At 43.7% G+C, this 18,305-nt stretch carries 21 protein-coding genes; 9 read left to right on the forward strand and 12 right to left on the reverse strand.

All coding sequences use genetic code 11. The features are described 5' to 3' along the window. Nucleotides 1-69 precede the first annotated feature (69 nt). The 6 genes from KI659_RS00505 to KI659_RS00530 all read left to right on the forward strand — a co-directional run bounded on the left by KI659_RS00505 (nucleotide 70) and on the right by KI659_RS00530 (nucleotide 6,130). A complete protein-coding gene (locus KI659_RS00505) occupies nucleotides 70-804 on the forward strand; it encodes an RluA family pseudouridine synthase (protein WP_213943386.1) in 735 nt (244 codons plus the stop codon). Nucleotides 805-830: 26 nt separating this feature from the next. Further along, nucleotides 831-1,685 carry a TraB/GumN family protein gene (locus tag KI659_RS00510; protein ID WP_213943387.1) on the forward strand — a complete coding sequence of 285 codons (855 nt, stop codon included), beginning with the start codon at nucleotides 831-833 and terminating at the stop codon, nucleotides 1,683-1,685. Continuing rightward, nucleotides 1,685-2,203, forward strand: coding sequence for a SixA phosphatase family protein (locus tag KI659_RS00515; RefSeq protein WP_213943388.1), 519 nt, complete (start codon nucleotides 1,685-1,687; stop codon nucleotides 2,201-2,203). The genes KI659_RS00510 and KI659_RS00515 overlap by 1 nt, the downstream gene beginning before the upstream one ends. 119 nt (nucleotides 2,204-2,322) lie before the next feature. After that, a complete protein-coding gene (locus tag KI659_RS00520; RefSeq protein ID WP_213943389.1) occupies nucleotides 2,323-3,876 on the forward strand; it encodes a glycerol-3-phosphate dehydrogenase/oxidase in 1,554 nt (517 codons plus the stop codon). 5 nt (nucleotides 3,877-3,881) lie between these two features. Next, a complete protein-coding gene (gene glpK / locus KI659_RS00525; RefSeq protein WP_213943390.1) occupies nucleotides 3,882-5,384 on the forward strand; it encodes a glycerol kinase GlpK in 1,503 nt (500 codons plus the stop codon). Nucleotides 5,385-5,386: 2 nt separating this feature from the next. Further along, nucleotides 5,387-6,130, forward strand: a complete 744-nt coding sequence (locus KI659_RS00530; protein ID WP_213943391.1) for an MIP/aquaporin family protein — start codon at nucleotides 5,387-5,389, stop codon at nucleotides 6,128-6,130. Nucleotides 6,131-6,314: 184 nt separating this feature from the next. Here the strand turns inward: KI659_RS00530 and atpC are convergent, their stop codons facing one another. The 3 genes from atpC to KI659_RS00545 form a co-directional block, all read right to left on the reverse strand. Continuing rightward, entirely contained in the window at nucleotides 6,315-6,560 is a 246-nt protein-coding gene (gene atpC / locus KI659_RS00535) for an ATP synthase F1 subunit epsilon (protein ID WP_213943392.1), read from the reverse strand. Nucleotides 6,561-6,605: 45 nt separating this feature from the next. Further along, nucleotides 6,606-8,111: a F0F1 ATP synthase subunit beta gene (atpD, locus tag KI659_RS00540; protein WP_213943393.1), complete on the reverse strand. Its 1,506-nt coding sequence runs from the start codon at nucleotides 8,109-8,111 to the stop codon at nucleotides 6,606-6,608. A 178-nt stretch (nucleotides 8,112-8,289) separates the two neighbouring features. Next, nucleotides 8,290-8,775 carry a C40 family peptidase gene (locus KI659_RS00545; protein WP_213943394.1) on the reverse strand — a complete coding sequence of 162 codons (486 nt, stop codon included), beginning with the start codon at nucleotides 8,773-8,775 and terminating at the stop codon, nucleotides 8,290-8,292. Nucleotides 8,776-8,957: 182 nt separating this feature from the next. On the opposite strand from KI659_RS00545, the gene KI659_RS00550 reads away from it, so the two are divergent. Beyond that, entirely contained in the window at nucleotides 8,958-9,917 is a 960-nt protein-coding gene (locus KI659_RS00550) for a tetratricopeptide repeat protein (RefSeq protein WP_213943395.1), read from the forward strand. Beyond that, nucleotides 9,910-10,155, forward strand: a complete 246-nt coding sequence (locus tag KI659_RS00555) for a hypothetical protein (RefSeq protein WP_213943396.1) — start codon at nucleotides 9,910-9,912, stop codon at nucleotides 10,153-10,155. Before KI659_RS00550 ends, KI659_RS00555 begins: the two co-directional genes overlap by 8 nt. Here KI659_RS00555 and coaE read toward each other — a convergent pair. The 7 genes from coaE to KI659_RS00590 all read right to left on the reverse strand — a co-directional run bounded on the left by coaE (nucleotide 10,152) and on the right by KI659_RS00590 (nucleotide 15,314). Continuing rightward, nucleotides 10,152-10,748 (reverse strand): dephospho-CoA kinase, encoded by a 597-nt coding sequence (coaE, locus tag KI659_RS00560; RefSeq protein ID WP_213943397.1) that lies wholly within the window; start codon nucleotides 10,746-10,748, stop codon nucleotides 10,152-10,154. The genes KI659_RS00555 and coaE overlap by 4 nt on opposite strands. Beyond that, nucleotides 10,735-11,598 (reverse strand): YbbR-like domain-containing protein, encoded by an 864-nt coding sequence (locus KI659_RS00565; protein WP_246535239.1) that lies wholly within the window; start codon nucleotides 11,596-11,598, stop codon nucleotides 10,735-10,737. The genes coaE and KI659_RS00565 overlap by 14 nt, the downstream gene beginning before the upstream one ends. A 113-nt stretch (nucleotides 11,599-11,711) precedes the next feature. Then, the gene (gene yajC, locus KI659_RS00570) at nucleotides 11,712-12,026 is read right to left on the reverse strand and encodes a preprotein translocase subunit YajC (protein ID WP_213943399.1); all 315 of its coding nucleotides are present in this window, start codon (nucleotides 12,024-12,026) and stop codon (nucleotides 11,712-11,714) included. Nucleotides 12,027-12,028: 2 nt separating this feature from the next. Continuing rightward, on the reverse strand, nucleotides 12,029-12,571 hold the full coding sequence (locus KI659_RS00575; RefSeq protein ID WP_213943400.1) for a DUF1573 domain-containing protein: 543 nt from the start codon (nucleotides 12,569-12,571) through the stop codon (nucleotides 12,029-12,031). Between the two features lie 14 nt (nucleotides 12,572-12,585). Beyond that, complete coding sequence (locus KI659_RS00580) at nucleotides 12,586-12,888, reverse strand: YtxH domain-containing protein (RefSeq protein WP_213943401.1); 303 nt, start codon at nucleotides 12,886-12,888, stop codon at nucleotides 12,586-12,588. Nucleotides 12,889-12,898: 10 nt separating this feature from the next. Beyond that, nucleotides 12,899-14,083, reverse strand: coding sequence for a transcription antitermination factor NusB (gene nusB / locus KI659_RS00585; protein WP_213943402.1), 1,185 nt, complete (start codon nucleotides 14,081-14,083; stop codon nucleotides 12,899-12,901). A gap of 130 nt (nucleotides 14,084-14,213) precedes the next feature. Then, the gene (locus KI659_RS00590; protein ID WP_213943403.1) at nucleotides 14,214-15,314 is read right to left on the reverse strand and encodes a Glu/Leu/Phe/Val family dehydrogenase; all 1,101 of its coding nucleotides are present in this window, start codon (nucleotides 15,312-15,314) and stop codon (nucleotides 14,214-14,216) included. A 143-nt stretch (nucleotides 15,315-15,457) separates the two neighbouring features. On the opposite strand from KI659_RS00590, the gene KI659_RS00595 reads away from it, so the two are divergent. Beyond that, a complete protein-coding gene (locus KI659_RS00595) occupies nucleotides 15,458-17,248 on the forward strand; it encodes an ABC transporter ATP-binding protein (RefSeq protein ID WP_213943404.1) in 1,791 nt (596 codons plus the stop codon). Here KI659_RS00595 and KI659_RS00600 read toward each other — a convergent pair whose 3' ends face one another. Together KI659_RS00600 and KI659_RS00605 are read right to left on the reverse strand one after the other, a co-directional pair. Beyond that, entirely contained in the window at nucleotides 17,249-17,698 is a 450-nt protein-coding gene (locus KI659_RS00600; protein WP_213943405.1) for a DUF1569 domain-containing protein, read from the reverse strand. A 5-nt stretch (nucleotides 17,699-17,703) separates the two neighbouring features. Next, nucleotides 17,704-18,288 (reverse strand): outer membrane beta-barrel protein, encoded by a 585-nt coding sequence (locus KI659_RS00605; protein WP_213943406.1) that lies wholly within the window; start codon nucleotides 18,286-18,288, stop codon nucleotides 17,704-17,706. Nucleotides 18,289-18,305 lie beyond the last annotated feature (17 nt).

The raw sequence follows: 18,305 nt of genomic DNA on the forward strand, positions 1-18,305 counted from the left end.
ACCCGATACCTAGTCACCCTATTTGATTTACTTTTTTGGCTACCTTTGCGTAGAATAAATGTGGATAAAATGAGAAAACAGCCTTTTACGGTAGTATATGAGGATAACCATCTGTTGGTGGTAAACAAGTCAGCGGGGATTTTGGTGCAAGGTGACCGCACCGGCGATAAAACGTTAACTGATTACTGCAAAGAATATATCAAATACAAATATGAAAAGCCAGGAGAGGTGTTTCTCCATCCTGTTCACCGATTGGACAGGCCAGTGAGCGGTTTGGTGGTGTTTGCCCGCACGAGCAAGGGGCTGGAAAGAATGATGGAGCTTTTCAGGAAGCGTGATATACACAAAGTCTATTGGGCTATTGTAAAACGTAAGCCTAAAGAGGAATCGGGCAAATTGACACACTACCTGGTCAAAGATGAGCAACGAAACACGGTAACAGCTCATGAGCGTGAAGTGCCTGGTAGCCAGAAAGCCGAATTGAACTACAAGAGGCTGGGTAAGTTGAATGATCACTGGCTGCTTGAGGTTAGGCCCATTACGGGCAGGCCCCATCAGATCCGGGTGCAATTGGCCTCGATGGGCTGTCCCATCCGGGGAGACATCAAATATGGTTTTACAAAACCGAACGCAGATGCAAGCATCAACCTGCATGCTTTTCACTTGGTTTTTGTACATCCAATCAAAAAAGAAAAGCTTTTCCTTAGGGCTGGTCTGCCTGCCGAGCCATTTTGGGAGCAATTTCTGGAGTTTGAAGACGTTAAAGCCAAGGATCAACACTTGGACAATACCTACAGTGGATAAATTATTCGCCCTATAACTTTTCGACAATGAGAAAAACTTTACTTAGTATTCTTGCCGCTTTTGCGATTTCTTTCAGCAGCATTGCGCAGGATATAGGCCTGCTCTATGAAATCAGTGGCAACGGGCTGGAAAAGTCCAGCTACCTGTTTGGTACTATTCACATCATCTGTGAAGAGGATTTTGAGCTAAGTGAACAGGTTGCCCAAAAAGTAGCCGAGTCGAAAAGCCTGGTGCTGGAAATCGATTTGGATGATCCTGCCATGATGCAGATTGTTTTTGCCAACATCAACAATCCTGAAGGGGAGAAGATCACCGATTTCTTAGATGAAGAGGAATTTGAAGCAACGAGGGACTTTTTGCTGGAAAATGCGGCGGTGGACATTTCCATGATGAAATCCATGAGGCCATTTATGGTGCTTTCCATGCTTTACCCCAAGATGTTGGAGTGTGAGACCAAGGCTTATGAAATCGAGCTGATGCAGATAGCCAAGGAGAATGAGAGAACAGTGGAGGGGCTAGAGACCATACAGGATCAGCTATCAGTTTTTGAACACATCCCATTGGAAGAACAGTACAAAAACCTATATGATTATGTTTCTGATTTTGAAAAAGGAAGAAGGGAGTTCAGAAAGCTTATTGATACTTATAAAACCAAGGATGTAGACAGGATGGTAGAAATAGTGGGTGAAAGCCCTGAATATAAAAACTACCAAGATGTAATGCTTCACAACAGGAACAGAAACTGGATTGAGCCTATGAAAGGCTTTATGCAGGAAGGTCAGATGTTTTTCGCCGTAGGGGCAGGGCATTTGGGCGGAGAGCTAGGATTGATTAATTTGTTGAGAAATGAAGGTTACACCGTTACCGTAATTGAGGAATAATGTTGAGAAAGGTTTTAACGCTTTTAGTAGTATTTGGATTATTTGCCTGGCTTCCAGCCTTTGGTCAAGCGCAGGATAATGAAAGGGCCATTTATATCATCCGTCATGGAGAAAAGCTTGCAGACAAAGATGATCCTGCGCTTTCCCCGGAGGGCGAGCAACGGGCCGAAAGAGTAAAAGCTCTTCTTCAGGATAAAGATATTAGAAAGGTTTACAGTTCCGATACCAAAAGAACCCGAAGCACCATTATGCCTTTTGCCGATGATAAGGGTTTGGGTATACAGCTTTACGATACCAAAAAGCACGGGGAACTGGTGGCCAAACTGCAGGAAGAAACCGATAATGTCGTGGTGATCGGTCATTCAAATACCATTCATCATTTGGTGAATTTACTTGTAGGAAAGGAGATGATGGAAGAATTGGATGAGTCGGATTATGAAAATATTTTTGTGGTTTATATTTCAGATGAGGGTGCCACCAGGCTGGATTCCAAGAAATTCAGTGACTTTGAAGGTTAATAGTCTATCGTAGATAGTATTTAAAAAGAAAAAAGCCGAGGCCTATGGGTCTCGGCTTTTTTTGCTGTTGGAAAAACCAGCTTTTTTGTTCAAATTAGAATTGGATCACCAAATTTTTTATGCATAGAGTAAATAATATTCAGCGTTTAATTTCAGAAAAGTGGGACTTGATAATCATTGGTGGAGGAGCCTCTGGACTTGGTGTGGCTTTGGATGCCTTGAGCAGAGGGATGAAGGTGGCTTTGGTTGAAAAGTCTGATTTTGCCAAAGGCACCTCAAGTAGAAGTACCAAGCTAATTCATGGCGGGGTCCGATACCTGGCCCAAGGTAATTTGGGTCTTGTGAGAGAGGCACTTTTAGAGCGTGGTTATCTGATCAAACAGGCCCCACACCTAGTAAAATCACAATCCTTCATCATTCCGATTTACTCCATTTGGCATCAGCTCAAATATTGGCTGGGATTGAAAATTTATGACCTTTTGGCGGGTGGCAAAAATATAGGCTCATCCACTCTTTTGACCAAGGAGGAAGTTGGTAAAAAGCTTCCGCAACTTAAAAAGAGGGACCTGCGAGCAGGGATTGAGTATTTTGACGGGCAATTTGACGATGCCAGGTTGGCAATCGCGCTTGTGAGGACCTGTGATGAATTGGGAGGCTGCCTGGCCAATTATGTAAAAGTGGATAAACTGCTAAAGAACTCCCAGGGAAAAGTTTCGGGCGTAGGATGTAAGGATGAGCTTTCCGGAGAGCATTTCAAAATCAAGGGAAAGGTGGTTGTGAATGCAACTGGGGTATTTGCCGATAAAATTTTGAGACTGGATTCACCGGAAATGAAAAAATCCATCAGGCCGAGCCAGGGAATTCATTTGGTTTTGGACAAGAAATTTTTTGAAGGGGAAAGTGCCCTGATGATACCTCAAACCACAGATGGTCGGGTGCTTTTTATCGTACCTTGGAACGGTAAGATTATGTTGGGAACAACGGATACGTTGAGAAAGCGGGTCAAATCTGAGCCGGTGGCTCTGAAAAGGGAAATCCAATTTGTACTCAAAAACGCCAATAAATATTTAACCCAAAAGGCAACTCAGCAGGATGTTTTATCGGTATTTGCTGGTCTTCGTCCCTTGGCGGCACCTCAAAATGGCGATGCCAAAACCAAAGAAATATCCAGAAGTCATAAAATCTCAGTTTCCGAAAGTGGCCTGGTCACTTTAGTGGGTGGGAAATGGACTACTTTTAGGAAAATGGGTGAGGATACTGTCAATAAGATACATAAGCTTCTAAATCTAAAAAGCCCCTCCAAATCGGCAGGTATTAAACTTAAGGGGTACGTTAATCCTATTCCTAATTCCCCTTTTTCATTTTATGGCAGTGATGAGCCCGAAGTCTGGAAATTGATTGAAGAGGATGCTGGATTAAAGGAAAAGTTGCATCCGGATTATCCTTTTTGCCTGGCCCAGGTGGTGTGGGCGGTGAGGATGGAGATGGCCCACCATGTGGAGGATTTTCTGTCTCGAAGGATCCGGATTTTAGTTATGGACGCAAAATCGGCCGTGGAGATGGCTCCAAAGGTGGCCGAAGTCATGGCCAAGGAACTGGGCAAAAATGAAGATTGGATTGAAAAGGAAGTGAAAAGCTTTCAAAAGCTTGCGAAGAAATATATCTTGAACTGAGACTTATGGAAGGTAAAGAAACCTACATTCTTGCTTTGGACCAAGGGACTACCAGCTCCAGAGCGATTCTTTTTGACAAAGCCGGGGAAATTGTAGCGGTGGCGCAACGGGAATTTAAGCAATATTTTCCCAAGCCCGGCTGGGTAGAGCATGATGCCAAGGAAATTTGGACCAGCCAAGCTACCGTGGCAATGGAAGTTTTGACCCAGACGGGAATCACTCCTTCGCAAATAGCGGGTATAGGTATCACCAATCAGCGGGAAACCACCGTGGTATGGGATAGATCGAGCGGTCGGCCTCTACATAAAGCCATCGTATGGCAGGACAGACGCACGGCCGATTATTGTAATCAACTTTTGAAAGAGGGAAAAGGTGAGCTGATAAATAAAAAGACTGGGTTGATCATCGATTCCTACTTTTCGGCTACGAAGGTTCGCTGGATCCTGGAAAATGTGGACGGAGCAAGGGAAAAGGCTGATGCTGGGGAATTGTGTTTTGGGACTATAGACAGCTGGCTTGTTTACAATCTGACCAGTGGGAAGCATCACCTGACAGACATCAGCAACGCGAGCCGAACCATGCTTTTCAACATTGTGGAGAAGAAATGGGATGAGGAACTGTTGGATCTGTTTGGGATTCCAATGTCCATGATGCCGGAGGTGAAGAGTTCCAGTGAAGTTTATTGCACGACGGCTGGGGATGTTTTTTCGGCCAAGATTCCAATAGCAGGAATAGCTGGTGATCAGCAGGCTGCACTCTTTGGACAGTTGTGCCTCAAGGATGGTATGGCGAAAACCACCTATGGAACAGGGTGTTTTTTGGTAATGAATACGGGGGAGCAACCTGTGTTTTCATCCAATAAATTATTGACTACCGTGGCATGGGAGATAGCTGGGAAAACCACCTATGCCTTGGAAGGCAGTGTATTCATTGGCGGAGCCGCTATCCAATGGCTAAGAGATCAGCTGGAGCTGTTTAAGAATGCAGAAGAAAGCGAAGATCTTGCGGCCCAATTAGAGGATAACGAAGGTGTGTATTTTGTTCCGGCCCTTACCGGTTTGGGAGCCCCACATTGGGATGCCAATGCAAGGGGAGCATTCTTTGGAATCACCAGGGGGACGGGCAAGGCCCACTTTGCCCGTGCAGCGCTCGAGTCCATTGCTTATCAGGTCAAGGACGTTCTGTCTTCCATGGAAAGGGACAGGGGGGAGGAAACGCAGGAAATGCGGGTGGATGGGGGAGCCACTGCCAATGATCTTTTGATGCAGTTCCAGGCTGACTTGGTCAGATGTGCTATTTTGCGGCCGGCTATCTTGGAGACAACAGCTTTGGGGGCAGCTTATTTGGCTGGATTGGCAGTAGGGTTTTGGAAAAATACTGATGAATTGGAAAGTCTTTGGAAAAGTGATTCCAAATTTGAACCCAAAATGGATGAAGAAAAAGCCGATGCCCTGCTGAAATACTGGCAAAAGGCCGTAAAAAGAGCTTCCCACTGGATCGAGGATTAGGTATGAACATTTACTTTGCTGAATTTATAGGTACTGCCCTTCTGATTACCGTGGGGTCGGGAGTTGTTGCCAACGTGGTTTTGAAGGATACCAAGGGCTATCAGAGTGGCTGGATGGTGATCACCACGGCTTGGGCACTGGGCGTATTCATAGGGGTGGTAGTGGCCGGGCCATATAGTGGTGCGCACCTTAATCCAGCGGTTTCACTAGCTCTTGCCATTACTGGAGATTTTGATTGGAGCTTGGTTCCCGGATATATGCTCAGCCAGCTGTTTGGAGCGGCTGTGGGATCATTTGTAGCTTGGCTGGTATATAAGGATCATTTTGACCGAACGGAGGATGCAGGCCTTAAATTTGCGCCATTTGGGACAGTGCCTGCCATCCGAAATTACTCTTCCAATTTTTTGTCGGAGGTTACAGGTACGTTTGTTTTGATTATTGTGATTCTACATATCACTCACCCAATGATTGGTGATGGTAGCGATACGCCAATTGGGCTGGGTTCCATTGGGGCTCTTCCCGTAGCATTTTTGGTTTGGGTTATCGGATTGGGATTAGGCGGGACTACGGGTTATGCCATTAATCCAGCCCGTGACTTGGGACCCAGGATTGTACATGAAATACTGCCAATAAAAGGTAAAGGGAAGAGTGACTGGGCATACAGCTGGGTGCCAATATTTGGGCCTTTGACTGGGGCGGCATTGGCAGCGGGGCTTTATTTATTGTTGGTGGGGCTTACAGAGTAGGGAAAGACGGAAAATCGAGGCTCCTTAACGGAAAGAAACGGGACACGGAGTTTCGCAGAGTTAAAAAGGAGTTGCACAGAGCTTCTTCGCGGAGTAATTTTTTTTAGCATGTGACTTAGGAGATTGAGGAATAAAAAAAAAGCGGAAAGTTGCCTTTCCGCTTTTAATATCTATTTAAGAATTATTATCCGATTACTTTTTCGGCCAAAAGGATAATGTTGTTTTCTTTTACTTCCACAACTCCACCGTCAACTTCTAAGGTCTGCCTCCCTTCCGCGGTAGTGAAAGCCACTATGCCTTTGGAAAGGGCAGAAACGAGAGGGGCGTGGTTTTTCAAAACCTGAAACGCGCCATTAGCTCCTGGGAAGCTTGCTTCTGTGACTTCACCCTGAAATACTTTCTTATCCGGTGTAATGATTTCTAAACGCATATTGGTATAATTAGAAATGCAAAGGCCGAAGCCTTTGCATTAAAATTAGTTATTTACTTCAGCAAGCATTTTCTCACCCTTAGCGATAGCGTCTTCGATGCTACCTACCAAGTTGAAGGCTGCCTCAGGAAGGTGGTCAAGTTCACCGTCCATGATCATGTTAAAGCCTTTGATGGTGTCTTTGATATCTACAAGCACACCTTTCAAGCCTGTAAACTGCTCGGCAACGTGGAATGGCTGGGAAAGGAATCTTTGTACCCTTCTAGCTCTGTGTACCACAAGCTTATCTTCTTCAGAAAGTTCTTCCATACCTAGGATGGCAATGATATCCTGAAGCTCTTTATAACGCTGAAGGATCTCTTTTACCCTCTGTGCACAGTCGTAGTGCTCGCTACCCAATACTTCTGGAGAAAGGATTCTTGAAGTAGAATCCAATGGATCCACAGCTGGATAGATACCAAGTTCTGCAATTTTTCTTGAAAGTACGGTAGTAGCATCCAAGTGGGCGAAAGTAGTAGCTGGAGCAGGGTCAGTCAAATCATCAGCAGGTACGTAAACCGCCTGTACAGAAGTAATGGAGCCGTTTTTGGTAGAGGTAATTCTCTCCTGCATGGCACCCATCTCAGTGGCTAGCGTCGGCTGGTAACCTACCGCTGATGGCATACGACCAAGAAGGGCGGATACCTCAGAACCTGCCTGAGTGAATCGGAAGATGTTGTCGATAAAGAAAAGGATATCCTTACCTGCACCGTCACCTTCACCATCTCTATAATATTCAGCCAAAGTCAAACCTGTCAAGGCCACACGAGCACGTGCCCCTGGAGGCTCGTTCATCTGACCAAAGACGAAGGTTGCTTTGGAATCTTCAAGTTTCTTAAGATCTACTTTTGAAAGATCCCATCCGCCTTCATTTTCCAATGAATGCACAAAGTCGTCACCGTAAGTTACGATACCTGACTCGATCATCTCTCTCAAAAGGTCATTACCCTCACGGGTTCTTTCACCTACACCTGCAAATACAGAAAGACCTGAATAAGCTTTGGCGATGTTGTTGATCAACTCCTGGATCAATACAGTTTTACCTACACCGGCACCACCGAAAAGACCGATCTTACCACCTTTTGCATAAGGCTCGATCAAGTCAATCACTTTGATACCTGTAAACAACACTTCAGAAGAAGTGGATAGGTCTTCAAATTTTGGGGCACTTCTGTGGATTGGAAGTCTTTTGGAAGACTCTGGCTGTGGAAGACCATCGATGGCTTCACCGATCACGTTGAAAAGTCTTCCTTTGATTCCTTCTCCGGTAGGGACAGAAATCGGGGCGCCCAAATCAGTCACCACCATGCCTCTTACCATACCTTCGGAAGAGTCCATTGCAATAGTCCTAACTCTGTCTTCACCAAGGTGCTGCTGAACTTCCAATACTACTTTTTGTCCGTTCTCCTTGGTGATTTCCAATGCATCCAGGATGTTAGGTAATTTCCCTCCTTCGAAGGAAACGTCCACTACGGGACCGATTACCTGGGTTATCTTACCAATATTCGCCATTTGTATATCTTAATGTGAAAGGGAAATATGCTTTTTTATTCGAGTGCAAAATTAATTAATAAACCTTAATACCAAAGGATGTTTTGAATTTAAATACACATCGATTTGAATTTTTATCTTTACTGGCCTGTTTGGGCCTTTTGGCTTGCATAAATGGCATTTATTTTAGCTTTTACTGCTAAAAAACACGCCTACCTACCACAAATTTCTTGGACCAATAATCCGAATTGATGGCATCTTCGGTCACTCCTAAGGAGGTGGAGGCGTGAATGAACTGGATATTGCCCCGATTATTGGAAGTCACGATTCCGGCGTGGGTCACTTGGCGCCTTTTTCTCCCCGTGGCAAAAAATACAACATCACCTTTCTTCAGGCTTTGTACGGTTACTCTTCTGCCGATTTTACTCTGGGCCTCGGAAGTTCTAGGCAAGGTCACCCCAACGCTGGAAAAGGAGTGAAGCAGCAGGGCCGAGCAATCCATGCCCGCTCTAGTGGTGCCGCCAAACCTGTAAGGTGTGCCGTGAAAGGACTTGGCCGTGCTCACCACCTGGTCGATGTTTTTCTTGCGGACCTTGCGGCTGGAGGAGCATGAACTTGACAATAAAACAATAAAAACTAAAAATAGCAGCTGAAATTTAGACGTGCTTGAAATAATGGTTCTCATACTCTTACTCAAATCAGGTTATTTTTTCAATTATAACAAGTAAAAAAACTAGTAGCAAGATTCAAGCTACTTTAAATAATATGTTGAGATATGTAAACTTAGGTTGGGCTAATGATTATGTTTAAATTAGGTCTGGAAATTGCCTAATGACTTTTTATAAAAACCCTTAAAACGACCTATTTATGTTCATAAACGTGTTTGTTAGCCTTTCATTTGGCCTTTTGGTGGCCTTTCAGTCTGAAGGTTCATCGTATCAAAGCAATTTGCAGGAGGATCACAAAGTTTTTCAAGGCATGAGCCTTTTGGGTGATTCCCTGTTTACCAGCGTGGATTCGGCAGCAATGGAAAAGCAGCTGAATGACCTTTCGGATGCCCAAAGACAATATCAGGAAGAAGAATCGTTGTATAATCTCATATGGGTTGGCCGTAGAGAGGCCTATTTGGGTAGGCATGATTTGGCTATCAAGACCTTTACCCAGGCCATTGAAAAATATCCCGATAGCTATGAGGCATTGAGGCACCGTGGCCATCGTTATATATCCATCAGGGAGTTTGAAAAAGCTGTCTCGGACTTTTCAAAAGCCGCTCAACTGATGGAAGGAAAGGAAATCCAGATAGAGGAAGATGGAATCCCAAACAAACTGAATCAACCTCTTTCTACGGTGCAATTCAATGTGTGGTACCATTTAGGCCTGGCGCATTATTTATTGAATGATTTTGAAAATGCGCTGAAAGCCTACGAAAAGTGTCTAGAGGTTAGCGATAACGATGATTTGGTAGTCGCTACTTTGGATTGGTATTATATGACCCTGATGAAAATGGATAGAGAGGCTGAAGCTAGGGAGCTTTTGGACAAAGTGCACGCTGATATGGAGATCATTGAAAACGATGCTTACCACAAGCGCCTAATGATGTACAAGGGGGAAGTGGATGAGGATGATCTGATAAATGGGGATCTTAATTCTGACCAAGGGAAACTTCAATACGTCACTCAAGGTTATGGATTAGGAAACCACTATTTAAGACAGGGAAAGATCCAGGAGGCCACAGAGACCTTTATGAGAGTAATGAAAACCAACTACTGGTCAGCTTTTGGGTATATAGCCTCGGAAATGGAATTAGCAAAATTGAAAAATGAGTAGAGAAGACTTTAAGGCGTTGCCGTTGCAGAAAAAGATACAGACCTTGTATGCGGATGGACTATTTGTAGTTTCCATCCGCTATTATGGGTATAAGGTCAATCTATACCTGCTCGGCGACGATTATATCGAGGTTTTCTATAATCACAAACTCGACCGAATAGAAAGGATCGAATATTTAAACCGCTCCCATACACGTATGAAGTTCTACTTGGATCAGATCCAACTGGATTCAATTTAGCCTAAAAGTTTTTGATGGATTTCAAGCACCTGTGGAATGACCATCTTGTTTTCTGAATTTTTGATCACAAAATCAGCTAATTTGTTTTTTTCCTCATCGGGAAGTTGGCGGTTGATGATTTCGTTAATTTGTGCTTCTGATCTTTGGTCCCGCAGGAGGATTCTGCTTACCCTGAGTTTGAGCGGGGAGCTCACATTGATTATTTTATCCAGTTCTTTGTAAGAACCAGTTTCAAAAAGCAAGGCCGCCTCTTTGATTACATAAGGTGTGTTTTGATGTTTTGCCCAGTTTTCAAAATCGGTTTTCACCGCTGGATGTACTAGTGAGTTGATTTTCTTGGTTGCTTCTGGGTCTCCAAATACTTTTTCTGCCAGGTAGGTTCTGTTCAATTGGCCATCAGCTGTAAAACTATCAGCTCCAAAAGTGGTGATGATGTTGTTTTTTAGCTCAGGATCATTGCTCATTAGCCACTTGGCCCTGTCATCGGCATAATACACCGGGATGCCTAGCACGTTAAAAAATTTGGCTACAATGGATTTTCCGGAGCCTATTCCTCCGGTTAATCCCACTAGAAGTGGTCTATTCACGCTCACTATATTTTAATTGAAGGCTATTGGGCTCAAAGGTGATATTTTCCAAATAGGGTGGTCTTCTGTTCAACTGTACATTTACGGTGCTGTCCTGGCGATTGCGGTTAACATAGTTGAGGATGCCTTCAAGTTCGGCTTCTTTCAAGTCATTTACATGCCTTTCGTCCACCAGATAGGTCATGATTACAGAAGAAATATCCGGATCAATATCCACACGATCGGGGAAGTTGACTTTTTTCAGTCTTAACCTTTTGTTTCCCTCTAAAAACTCCACCACCTCAAATTCCACCAATACATTGTCCTCCTGTAGAGTCAGGAAGTCAGAAAGTTCTTTAGGGGCCTTTATCGGCAAAAGCTTGGAGTAGTTTTTATTGATTTTTTCATCTTCCAGCCTTACGGAAAAACTGCCTCCCAGCCTCTGAAGCACAGAAGTAGGACCTTTTACAGTCACGTATTCCGGGTCTACCTTAATGGAGGAAGCCAGCCGGATATTTTTGCCCAAAGTAGAAGGGGTGGTGTCCACTTGTACTTTGATTTTTCTTGTGACTAGGTTGTCAATATTGAGTTTTAATGAATCGGTAAGGATAGAGGTCAACTGGCTTGGAAGAAGCTTGTCAGAGAGCTCTCGCTGAATGTTTCTAGTGAGAATTACATCCTGCCTTGAAGGGTCTTTGAGTTCGATGATGAAAGGGGGGACATTGACGCGGAAATATTTACGCAAAAGATCCCAGCCATTGCCATGGATTTCCACTCTGACATTGGAAGGCAGTTCGTCGACTGCCATATACTCTTGGCGGTCGTAAAAGAACTCTATGGGATAGTCTACAATGGTGTAGTAACTATCCTTATTCATAGCGTTTAAAACCCAAAAAGTGGTGGCCGTCAATACACATAGGGCCACCACTTTTAGGTTAGAAGTTTTTTGTTCTTTTAACTTTTTGAAATACTTCTTAAAGTCCAATCTTCTTACTTTTTAACGTCAGTTTTTTTGGTAAAGTCATGGGAAATAGCTGACTTCTCAACTTTTAGTTTCATCCCTCGATCCACTTCCAAGGTGAAAGTGTCTGCTTCTACAGCATGAACTCTTCCATGGATGCCACCGATGGTCACCACTTCATCACCTTTTTTGATAGACTCCATGAAAGTTTTGGCGTCTTTTGCCTTTTTCTGCTGAGGTCTGATCATGAAGAAATAGAAGATCAAACCGATTAGCGCCAAGAAGATGATGTTTTCAACACCGAAACCACCACCACCGGCTTGTAATAAAATGGAATTTATCATGATTATTTTCTAACCGGACCCATTGCCGGTGCAGCTGAAGCTGAATTTTTGCTGTTTACGTTTCCTTTAAGTCTAAGTCTGGTTACTGCTGGCTGAGTGTTGGCAGTGATGGATACGGTTGGGCTCTGCACACCTGATTTTGCTTTAGAGTCGAATACCACTTTGACAAACCCTTCTTCTCCTGGCTTGATTGGAGTTTTGGTCCAGTCAGGGCTAGTACAGCCACAAGATGCCTGAATGTTGGAAATTACCAAGGGCGCCTCACCTGTATTGGTAAAGGTAAAGTTGTGTTCGATCACCTTGCCTTCTTCAATAGTCCCGAAATCGTGCTCGATTTCAGAAAACTGGAAGGAACCCAAGGTAGATGGGTCTGCTGCCTGTACAGATTGTACATTGCCAGGGACATTAGTTTGGCCTTGCTCCATTTGGGCAATACGCTGCTCTAATGCTTGGATTCTCTCATCCTTTTCACTGCCTCCTGTGTCGCAGCCAAAAGTCAAAACGGATCCTGCGATCAATAATGCAGGAAGACTTAAGTACTTCATAGATTGATTATTTATTAATGTTCGCCTTTATTAATCTGTTCGATTAATTTATTGACATCGTTAAGTAAATTCTCGGCTTTTGTTTTAGCTTCTGAAATCACTTTATTTCCTTCGGTTTTTGCTTCGTTGTGCGGCATGTTTTTGCCATCCATCAAATCTTTCACAAGTTCTTCCAACTCGTCCTTGTAGTGGCTCAACTGATAAGTAAGCTTGTCACGGGTGTTGCCACCTGAATCTGGTGCAAACAAAACACCCAATGCGGCACCTACTCCGGTACCCAAAACGAAAGCTAAAAGAGAACTGCTGTTTTTGCTCATGGTTAAATGTTTATTTGTTGTCTAAAAGGCCCCTACCGCTTTTGCGGATTCTGCCAGCATCTGTTAGTTCCTTGGACAGTACATCCAAAAGTCCGTTCACAAACTGCTTGCTTTTTGGGGTACTATATGTTTTGGAAATGTCAATATACTCATTAATGGTCACTTTTACAGGAATACTCGGAAAATTCATCATTTCCGTCAGGGCCATAGACAGGATAATCTTGTCCGTAGCAGCCACCCGCTCAATGTCCCAGTTCTTCGTTTTCTCGGAGATCAACTCGCGGTTGTCCTCGTCATTTTCGATAGTCAAATTAAATATATTTTGGAAAAATTCCTTGTCCTCTTCCCAATTTATGGCCAGTTCTGGCAATTCGTAATTTTCCGTTTCAGGCGCTTCTTCCAGGTTTTTAAGCACTTTAGCCGCCAAACTTTTTACTACCGCCTTGTTCTCTGACCAATTAAGATCCTTTTCTGAGAAAAAGTTCAGGATTGCCTCATTCTTAAATATGATCTTTTTAAGGATATGGCTCAAGATTTCGGTGTCTTCCTTGGTGGTAGGCTCCAGTATGCCCATGTAGGCCTGATACTCCGGGGAGGGTTTTACGTATTCTCGGAACCATTCCTTGATCTCCTGCTCCAGATCCTCAATGTTTACGTCTTGCCTGGTCAATTCGTTTTGATATTGAGGGGCAGATTTTAAGAATTTGAGGATTTTGTTGCTGGCAAGGTTCAATTCACCGGCATGAGCGGATATGGCTTCCCCAGAAAGCTTTCTCTTTCGGGCATATTCATTCCGAACATGGTCGCCAAATGCAATAAGCATCTCAATGGCATAAAGGTAAAGTTGGGGGATATTTTCCGCAGAGGCAATCATGTTTTTCTCCATAAACTCCAAATCTTTGGAATTGGCTTTATGAAATTGGTTGATCGCTTGGATGGCGGTGGATTTGATTTTGGCGTTGTGTTCCGTGGCCGATATTAGCTTATGGCTGTTCAGGTTTTTCAGAAAAAGTTCTATGGTAATGGCAGCATCCTTCTTGAGCTGGGCCCTGTCCTGTACTTCCATGCTGTTGAGATCCGGCTGGAAAGCATTTTGGATAAAATCCTTTGCCAGATTCAAGTTTGAAGTCCTACACTGTTCGTAAGAGTAGAGGTTTTGAAAGGCCTTTACCCGTAAAATTCTCCTGTTTAGCATTGCCCTGAATTAAAGAACGTAAATATAATGTGTTTGTAAAAGAATAGTAAATAAAGGAGGAAATCCATTCAGATTTCCTCCTCCAAAGCTTAATCAAATCGGAAACGAAATTGTTCCCGCCTGATATATATTAGTGTGATAATTTAACTTTGCCCATAGCCTGGATTCTGTTCCAAGCCATTTCGATAGCCGCCTGCTGTGCAGGGATGTTTTCTTTTTCTGATTTGTCCAAGATAGAAACACATGTGTCATAAATCTTGTCCGCCTGCTGATATGCCAAGTCTCTGTTGTATCCGCCCAGGTATTCAGCATACACATTGATAAGACCACCGGCGTTGATTAGGAAATCAGGGGCGTAGATGATGCCTTTGTCCAAAAGCAACTTGCCATGCTTCTCCTCATCCTTCAATTGGTTGTTGGCAGCACCTGCAATTACTTGGCATTTCAGTCTGTCAATAGTTTCGTCGTTTACAGTGGCTCCCAAGGCACAAGGCGCATAGATGTCCATGTCTATGTCATAGATGAATTTAGGGTCAACTACGGTTGCGCCGGTTTCTTTGGCGATCTTCTGAAGTTTGTCCTCAAAAATATCCGTGATAAATACTTCAGCTCCTTCTTTGATCAAGTGGTTAACCAAATATTTGCCTACCTGTCCGATACCCTGAACAGCAACTTTTTTGCCCTGTAAAGAGTCAGTTCCGTAAGCTTTTTTGGCTGCAGCCTTCATGCCTAGGTAAGTACCGTAAGCGGTAACTGGGGAAGGATCTCCTCCGCCACCTTTCACATCGGGTAATCCGGTTACATGCTTGGTCTCCATGGCGATGAATTCCATGTCTTGAGTACCCATGTTTACATCTTCAGCAGTAATGTACTTACCGCCCAGGCTTTGCACAAATCTACCGAACCTTCTCAAGAAGGCCTCAGACTTCAACTTAGGGTCGCCAATGATGACTGCTTTACCGCCGCCAAGATTAAGACCTGAGATGGCCGCCTTGAAGGTCATGCCTCTTGAAAGTCTTAATACATCTGTGATGGCTTCTTCTTCCGATGTGTAATTCCACATCCTTGTACCGCCCAAAGCTGGGCCCAATACCGTGTTGTGAATACCAATGATTGCTTTTAAGCCGGTAGGCTCATCGTAACAGATCACCAACTGCTCGTGACCTAAAGCGGTGATTTGCCCGTAAATAGCTCCCTCCCTTACTGTTTCCTGAGTTTTAGTATCTACCATTTGAACTTTGAAGTTTAGATTGTGTTATATTTGGGTTTAATGCGTGACTTTGCTCCACAAAATTAAATATTTTTGTTCGGCTTTGCTAGCGCAATTAAAAGAGTATTCTAGAAGAAATCAAGTCAATAAAAAGTTTTTATTTTGTGAAGCCCCTCTGGAGATTAAATAAATACCTATTTAAGTACAAAGGATACCTTATCCTGGGTATCGTGTTTACCATTATATCCAATATTTTTGTTATCATTCCCGCTCAATTGGTTAGGGTTGCTATTGATTATGTGGTGGAAAGCTTCAGTTTTTATCAGTTCTATGATGGGGCTGAAATTGAGTCGGTTGCAAGGAGCGGGTTTCTAAAATTTATTTTCATTTTCGGATTTTTAATCTTGGTGATGGCGCTTCTTCGGGGGCTATTCCTATTCCTTGTACGCCAGACAATTATAGCCATGTCCAGGTATATAGAATTTGACCTTAAGAATGAAATATTCCAGCATTACCAAAGCCTCCCCCTGAGCTTCTACAGGCGAAACAGCACGGGGGATCTTATGGCCAGAATCACCGAGGATGTAAGCCGAGTGAGGATGTATGTGGGGCCTGCGATAATGTATGGCATAAACCTGTTGGTATTGTTTCCCCTGGTGATTGGGTATATGCTTTCCGTCAATGTGAGATTGACTCTTTTTTCACTTTTGCCTTTACCGGTACTTTCACTCAGCATTTATTTTGTAAACAACCTGATCAATGAAAGGTCGGAGAAGATCCAGAGAAGCCTTTCCAACCTCAGTACCTTTGTGCAAGAGGCTTTTTCAGGTATTAGGGTGATCAAAGCTTTCGTACGGGAAGCGGATAGTGCCAATGATTTTGAAAAAGCCAGTGAGAACTATAAGGAAAAGTCCATCAGACTTACCTTGGTACAGGCGCTTTTTTACCCATTGATTTTGGCCCTAATTGGAATCAGTACCATCATCACCGTTTATGTTGGTGGGATTGAGGTGATTAATGGGGCCATTGGATATGGGGTGATTGCCGAGTTTATTTTATATGTGAATATGCTGACTTGGCCCGTAACATCCTTGGGTTGGGTGACCAGTATTGTCCAAAGGGCTGCCGCTTCGCAAACCCGCATCAATGAGTTTTTGGATGAGCAAAATGATATCACCAGTTCAGAAGAGTTGGATGAGGAGATTCGTGGAGAGATATCAGTTCAAGATGTTTCTTTCGTCTATCCTGACTCTGGAATTCGAGCTTTACATAATTTAAGTTTTGAGGTAAAGAGTGGTGAGTCATTGGCAATCATTGGGACTACCGGTTCAGGAAAGTCCACGATAGCCAACATCCTGATGAGAATGTATGATCCTACGGAGGGGGCAATATTTGTTGATGGAAGAGATATCAAAAGCTATAAAATTGAATCGCTGAGAAAACAGATCGGGTTTGTGCCGCAGGATGTTTTCCTCTTTAGCGATACCATCTATAATAATATAGGTTTCGGAACTGACGGGTTGGCAGACGAGAAAATCCATAAAGCAGCTAAAGATGCCGATGTCTATGATAATATCGTGGATTTCCCTAATGGATTTGGGACTAGGCTTGGAGAGCGTGGAATTACACTCTCTGGCGGTCAAAAACAGCGGGTTTCTATTGCACGGGCAATTGCCAAGGAGCCCAAGATTTTGTTGCTTGATGATTGCCTTTCGGCTGTGGATACCAAAACCGAAAATGCGATACTGAACGCCCTCAAAAAAATAATGGAGGACAGGACCTCCATTATCATTTCACATCGGGTTTCCTCAGCCAAATTAGCCGATAAAATAATTGTATTGGATGATGGGGTGATCGTTGAAAAAGGCACCCATGAGGAGCTTTTGGCTAGAAAAGGTGTCTATGCGGACCTTTATGAAAAACAAACCCAATCCAACGAGGCTGTTGAGGAGTAATTAGTGCTTGAAATCTATGTCAAATTGGGAGAAGTGATGCTGGAAATGCTTGGAATGAAAGCTTTTCCACTCAGAGTAATTTAACTCACCAAAGAAAGGGTGCACATTTGTGGCGTCCGTATGTTGAAAATAATAAAGCTCAAATTGTTGCCAAGCTTTTAAAAGTTCAGCTTTTGCTTCTTCCAAGCTGTTATACCTTAAGGGCAACAGTGTACCGTTTGTCCCTGGGGCCTGAATGCCTCTAGGGATGTTTTCTTTCTCCACTATAATATTATGTTTAATCGCCAAGGCCTCCGGGGTAGGTTTGATCGTTGGTACCTGGATTTTTCCCTGGGAGAGTTTAAGTGTTAAAATTAAATGCTCCACCATATGCTGTGGAGTCATGATGCCAAATGAGGGCTTTTGGTCAGCTTGTAAGAGTTTAAGCTTTTGGAATAATTGTTTATCCATGTAATTTATCTAGTTATATAGGGGTTTCCACCAATTTGCATGCCTAAGCCCAAGCTAATAAAGTTAGTTATTTCCCTGCCAGTAAAGTTGTAGGCGACCATCATTCTGAATTTGCCCGCCATCAGTCCTGCTCTTGGGGCAAAGCCAAAATTGACAATCGATCCCTGATTGGTGATGGTGTTGCCATTGTCCGGGTCGGTGATTTCAAAATCACTCCTGCGGTACATGCCCCCTGCTATCCCCACGAAGGGGCGGGTATTGGTGGTGTTGAAGTGGTATTCGCTCGTCAGGGAGATGTTGCCGATAGCTTGTGCGGTAATGGTCGCGTCTCGGTTATTGAGGATAAATTGGCCCTCCCCGAGTATGTTGCTTCCCAAGTTTAACCCCACATGCCATTGGTCATCGATACCATAGCGGGCTTCTGCAAAGGCTCCACCTCCGATAGTAAGGTTTGGATCGGTTGGGAAGGTCAAGTTTATCCCGACATCCACTTTGAAGGGGTGAAAAATTCGTTGTTCCTGATTGAACGCCTGGGCATTGACAATACTTGTACTAATAATTAAAAGGAAAAGGGTCCAGGCTACTCTCATTGTTGAAAACATTTATG

The organism is Litoribacter ruber, assembly GCF_018449405.1.
Taxonomy (GTDB): domain Bacteria; phylum Bacteroidota; class Bacteroidia; order Cytophagales; family Cyclobacteriaceae; genus Litoribacter; species Litoribacter ruber.

What these genes read in the sequence shown, in the direction of transcription:
- KI659_RS00605 (WP_213943406.1), bottom strand. Translation starts at nt 18,288, where the DNA reads ATGAGAGTAGCCTGGACCCTTTTCCTTTTAATTATTAGTACAAGTATT.
- KI659_RS00520 (WP_213943389.1), top strand. Translation starts at nt 2,323, where the DNA reads ATGCATAGAGTAAATAATATTCAGCGTTTAATTTCAGAAAAGTGGGAC.
- nusB (WP_213943402.1), bottom strand. Translation starts at nt 14,083, where the DNA reads ATGCTAAACAGGAGAATTTTACGGGTAAAGGCCTTTCAAAACCTCTAC.
- KI659_RS00545 (WP_213943394.1), bottom strand. Translation starts at nt 8,775, where the DNA reads ATGAGAACCATTATTTCAAGCACGTCTAAATTTCAGCTGCTATTTTTA.
- atpC (WP_213943392.1), bottom strand. Translation starts at nt 6,560, where the DNA reads ATGCGTTTAGAAATCATTACACCGGATAAGAAAGTATTTCAGGGTGAA.
- KI659_RS00505 (WP_213943386.1), top strand. Translation starts at nt 70, where the DNA reads ATGAGAAAACAGCCTTTTACGGTAGTATATGAGGATAACCATCTGTTG.
- KI659_RS00590 (WP_213943403.1), bottom strand. Translation starts at nt 15,314, where the DNA reads ATGGTAGATACTAAAACTCAGGAAACAGTAAGGGAGGGAGCTATTTAC.
- glpK (WP_213943390.1), top strand. Translation starts at nt 3,882, where the DNA reads ATGGAAGGTAAAGAAACCTACATTCTTGCTTTGGACCAAGGGACTACC.
- atpD (WP_213943393.1), bottom strand. Translation starts at nt 8,111, where the DNA reads ATGGCGAATATTGGTAAGATAACCCAGGTAATCGGTCCCGTAGTGGAC.
- KI659_RS00530 (WP_213943391.1), top strand. Translation starts at nt 5,387, where the DNA reads ATGAACATTTACTTTGCTGAATTTATAGGTACTGCCCTTCTGATTACC.
- KI659_RS00510 (WP_213943387.1), top strand. Translation starts at nt 831, where the DNA reads ATGAGAAAAACTTTACTTAGTATTCTTGCCGCTTTTGCGATTTCTTTC.
- KI659_RS00550 (WP_213943395.1), top strand. Translation starts at nt 8,958, where the DNA reads ATGTTCATAAACGTGTTTGTTAGCCTTTCATTTGGCCTTTTGGTGGCC.
- yajC (WP_213943399.1), bottom strand. Translation starts at nt 12,026, where the DNA reads ATGATAAATTCCATTTTATTACAAGCCGGTGGTGGTGGTTTCGGTGTT.
- KI659_RS00515 (WP_213943388.1), top strand. Translation starts at nt 1,685, where the DNA reads ATGTTGAGAAAGGTTTTAACGCTTTTAGTAGTATTTGGATTATTTGCC.
- KI659_RS00580 (WP_213943401.1), bottom strand. Translation starts at nt 12,888, where the DNA reads ATGAGCAAAAACAGCAGTTCTCTTTTAGCTTTCGTTTTGGGTACCGGA.
- KI659_RS00575 (WP_213943400.1), bottom strand. Translation starts at nt 12,571, where the DNA reads ATGAAGTACTTAAGTCTTCCTGCATTATTGATCGCAGGATCCGTTTTG.
- KI659_RS00600 (WP_213943405.1), bottom strand. Translation starts at nt 17,698, where the DNA reads ATGGATAAACAATTATTCCAAAAGCTTAAACTCTTACAAGCTGACCAA.
- KI659_RS00565 (WP_246535239.1), bottom strand. Translation starts at nt 11,598, where the DNA reads ATGAATAAGGATAGTTACTACACCATTGTAGACTATCCCATAGAGTTC.
- KI659_RS00555 (WP_213943396.1), top strand. Translation starts at nt 9,910, where the DNA reads ATGAGTAGAGAAGACTTTAAGGCGTTGCCGTTGCAGAAAAAGATACAG.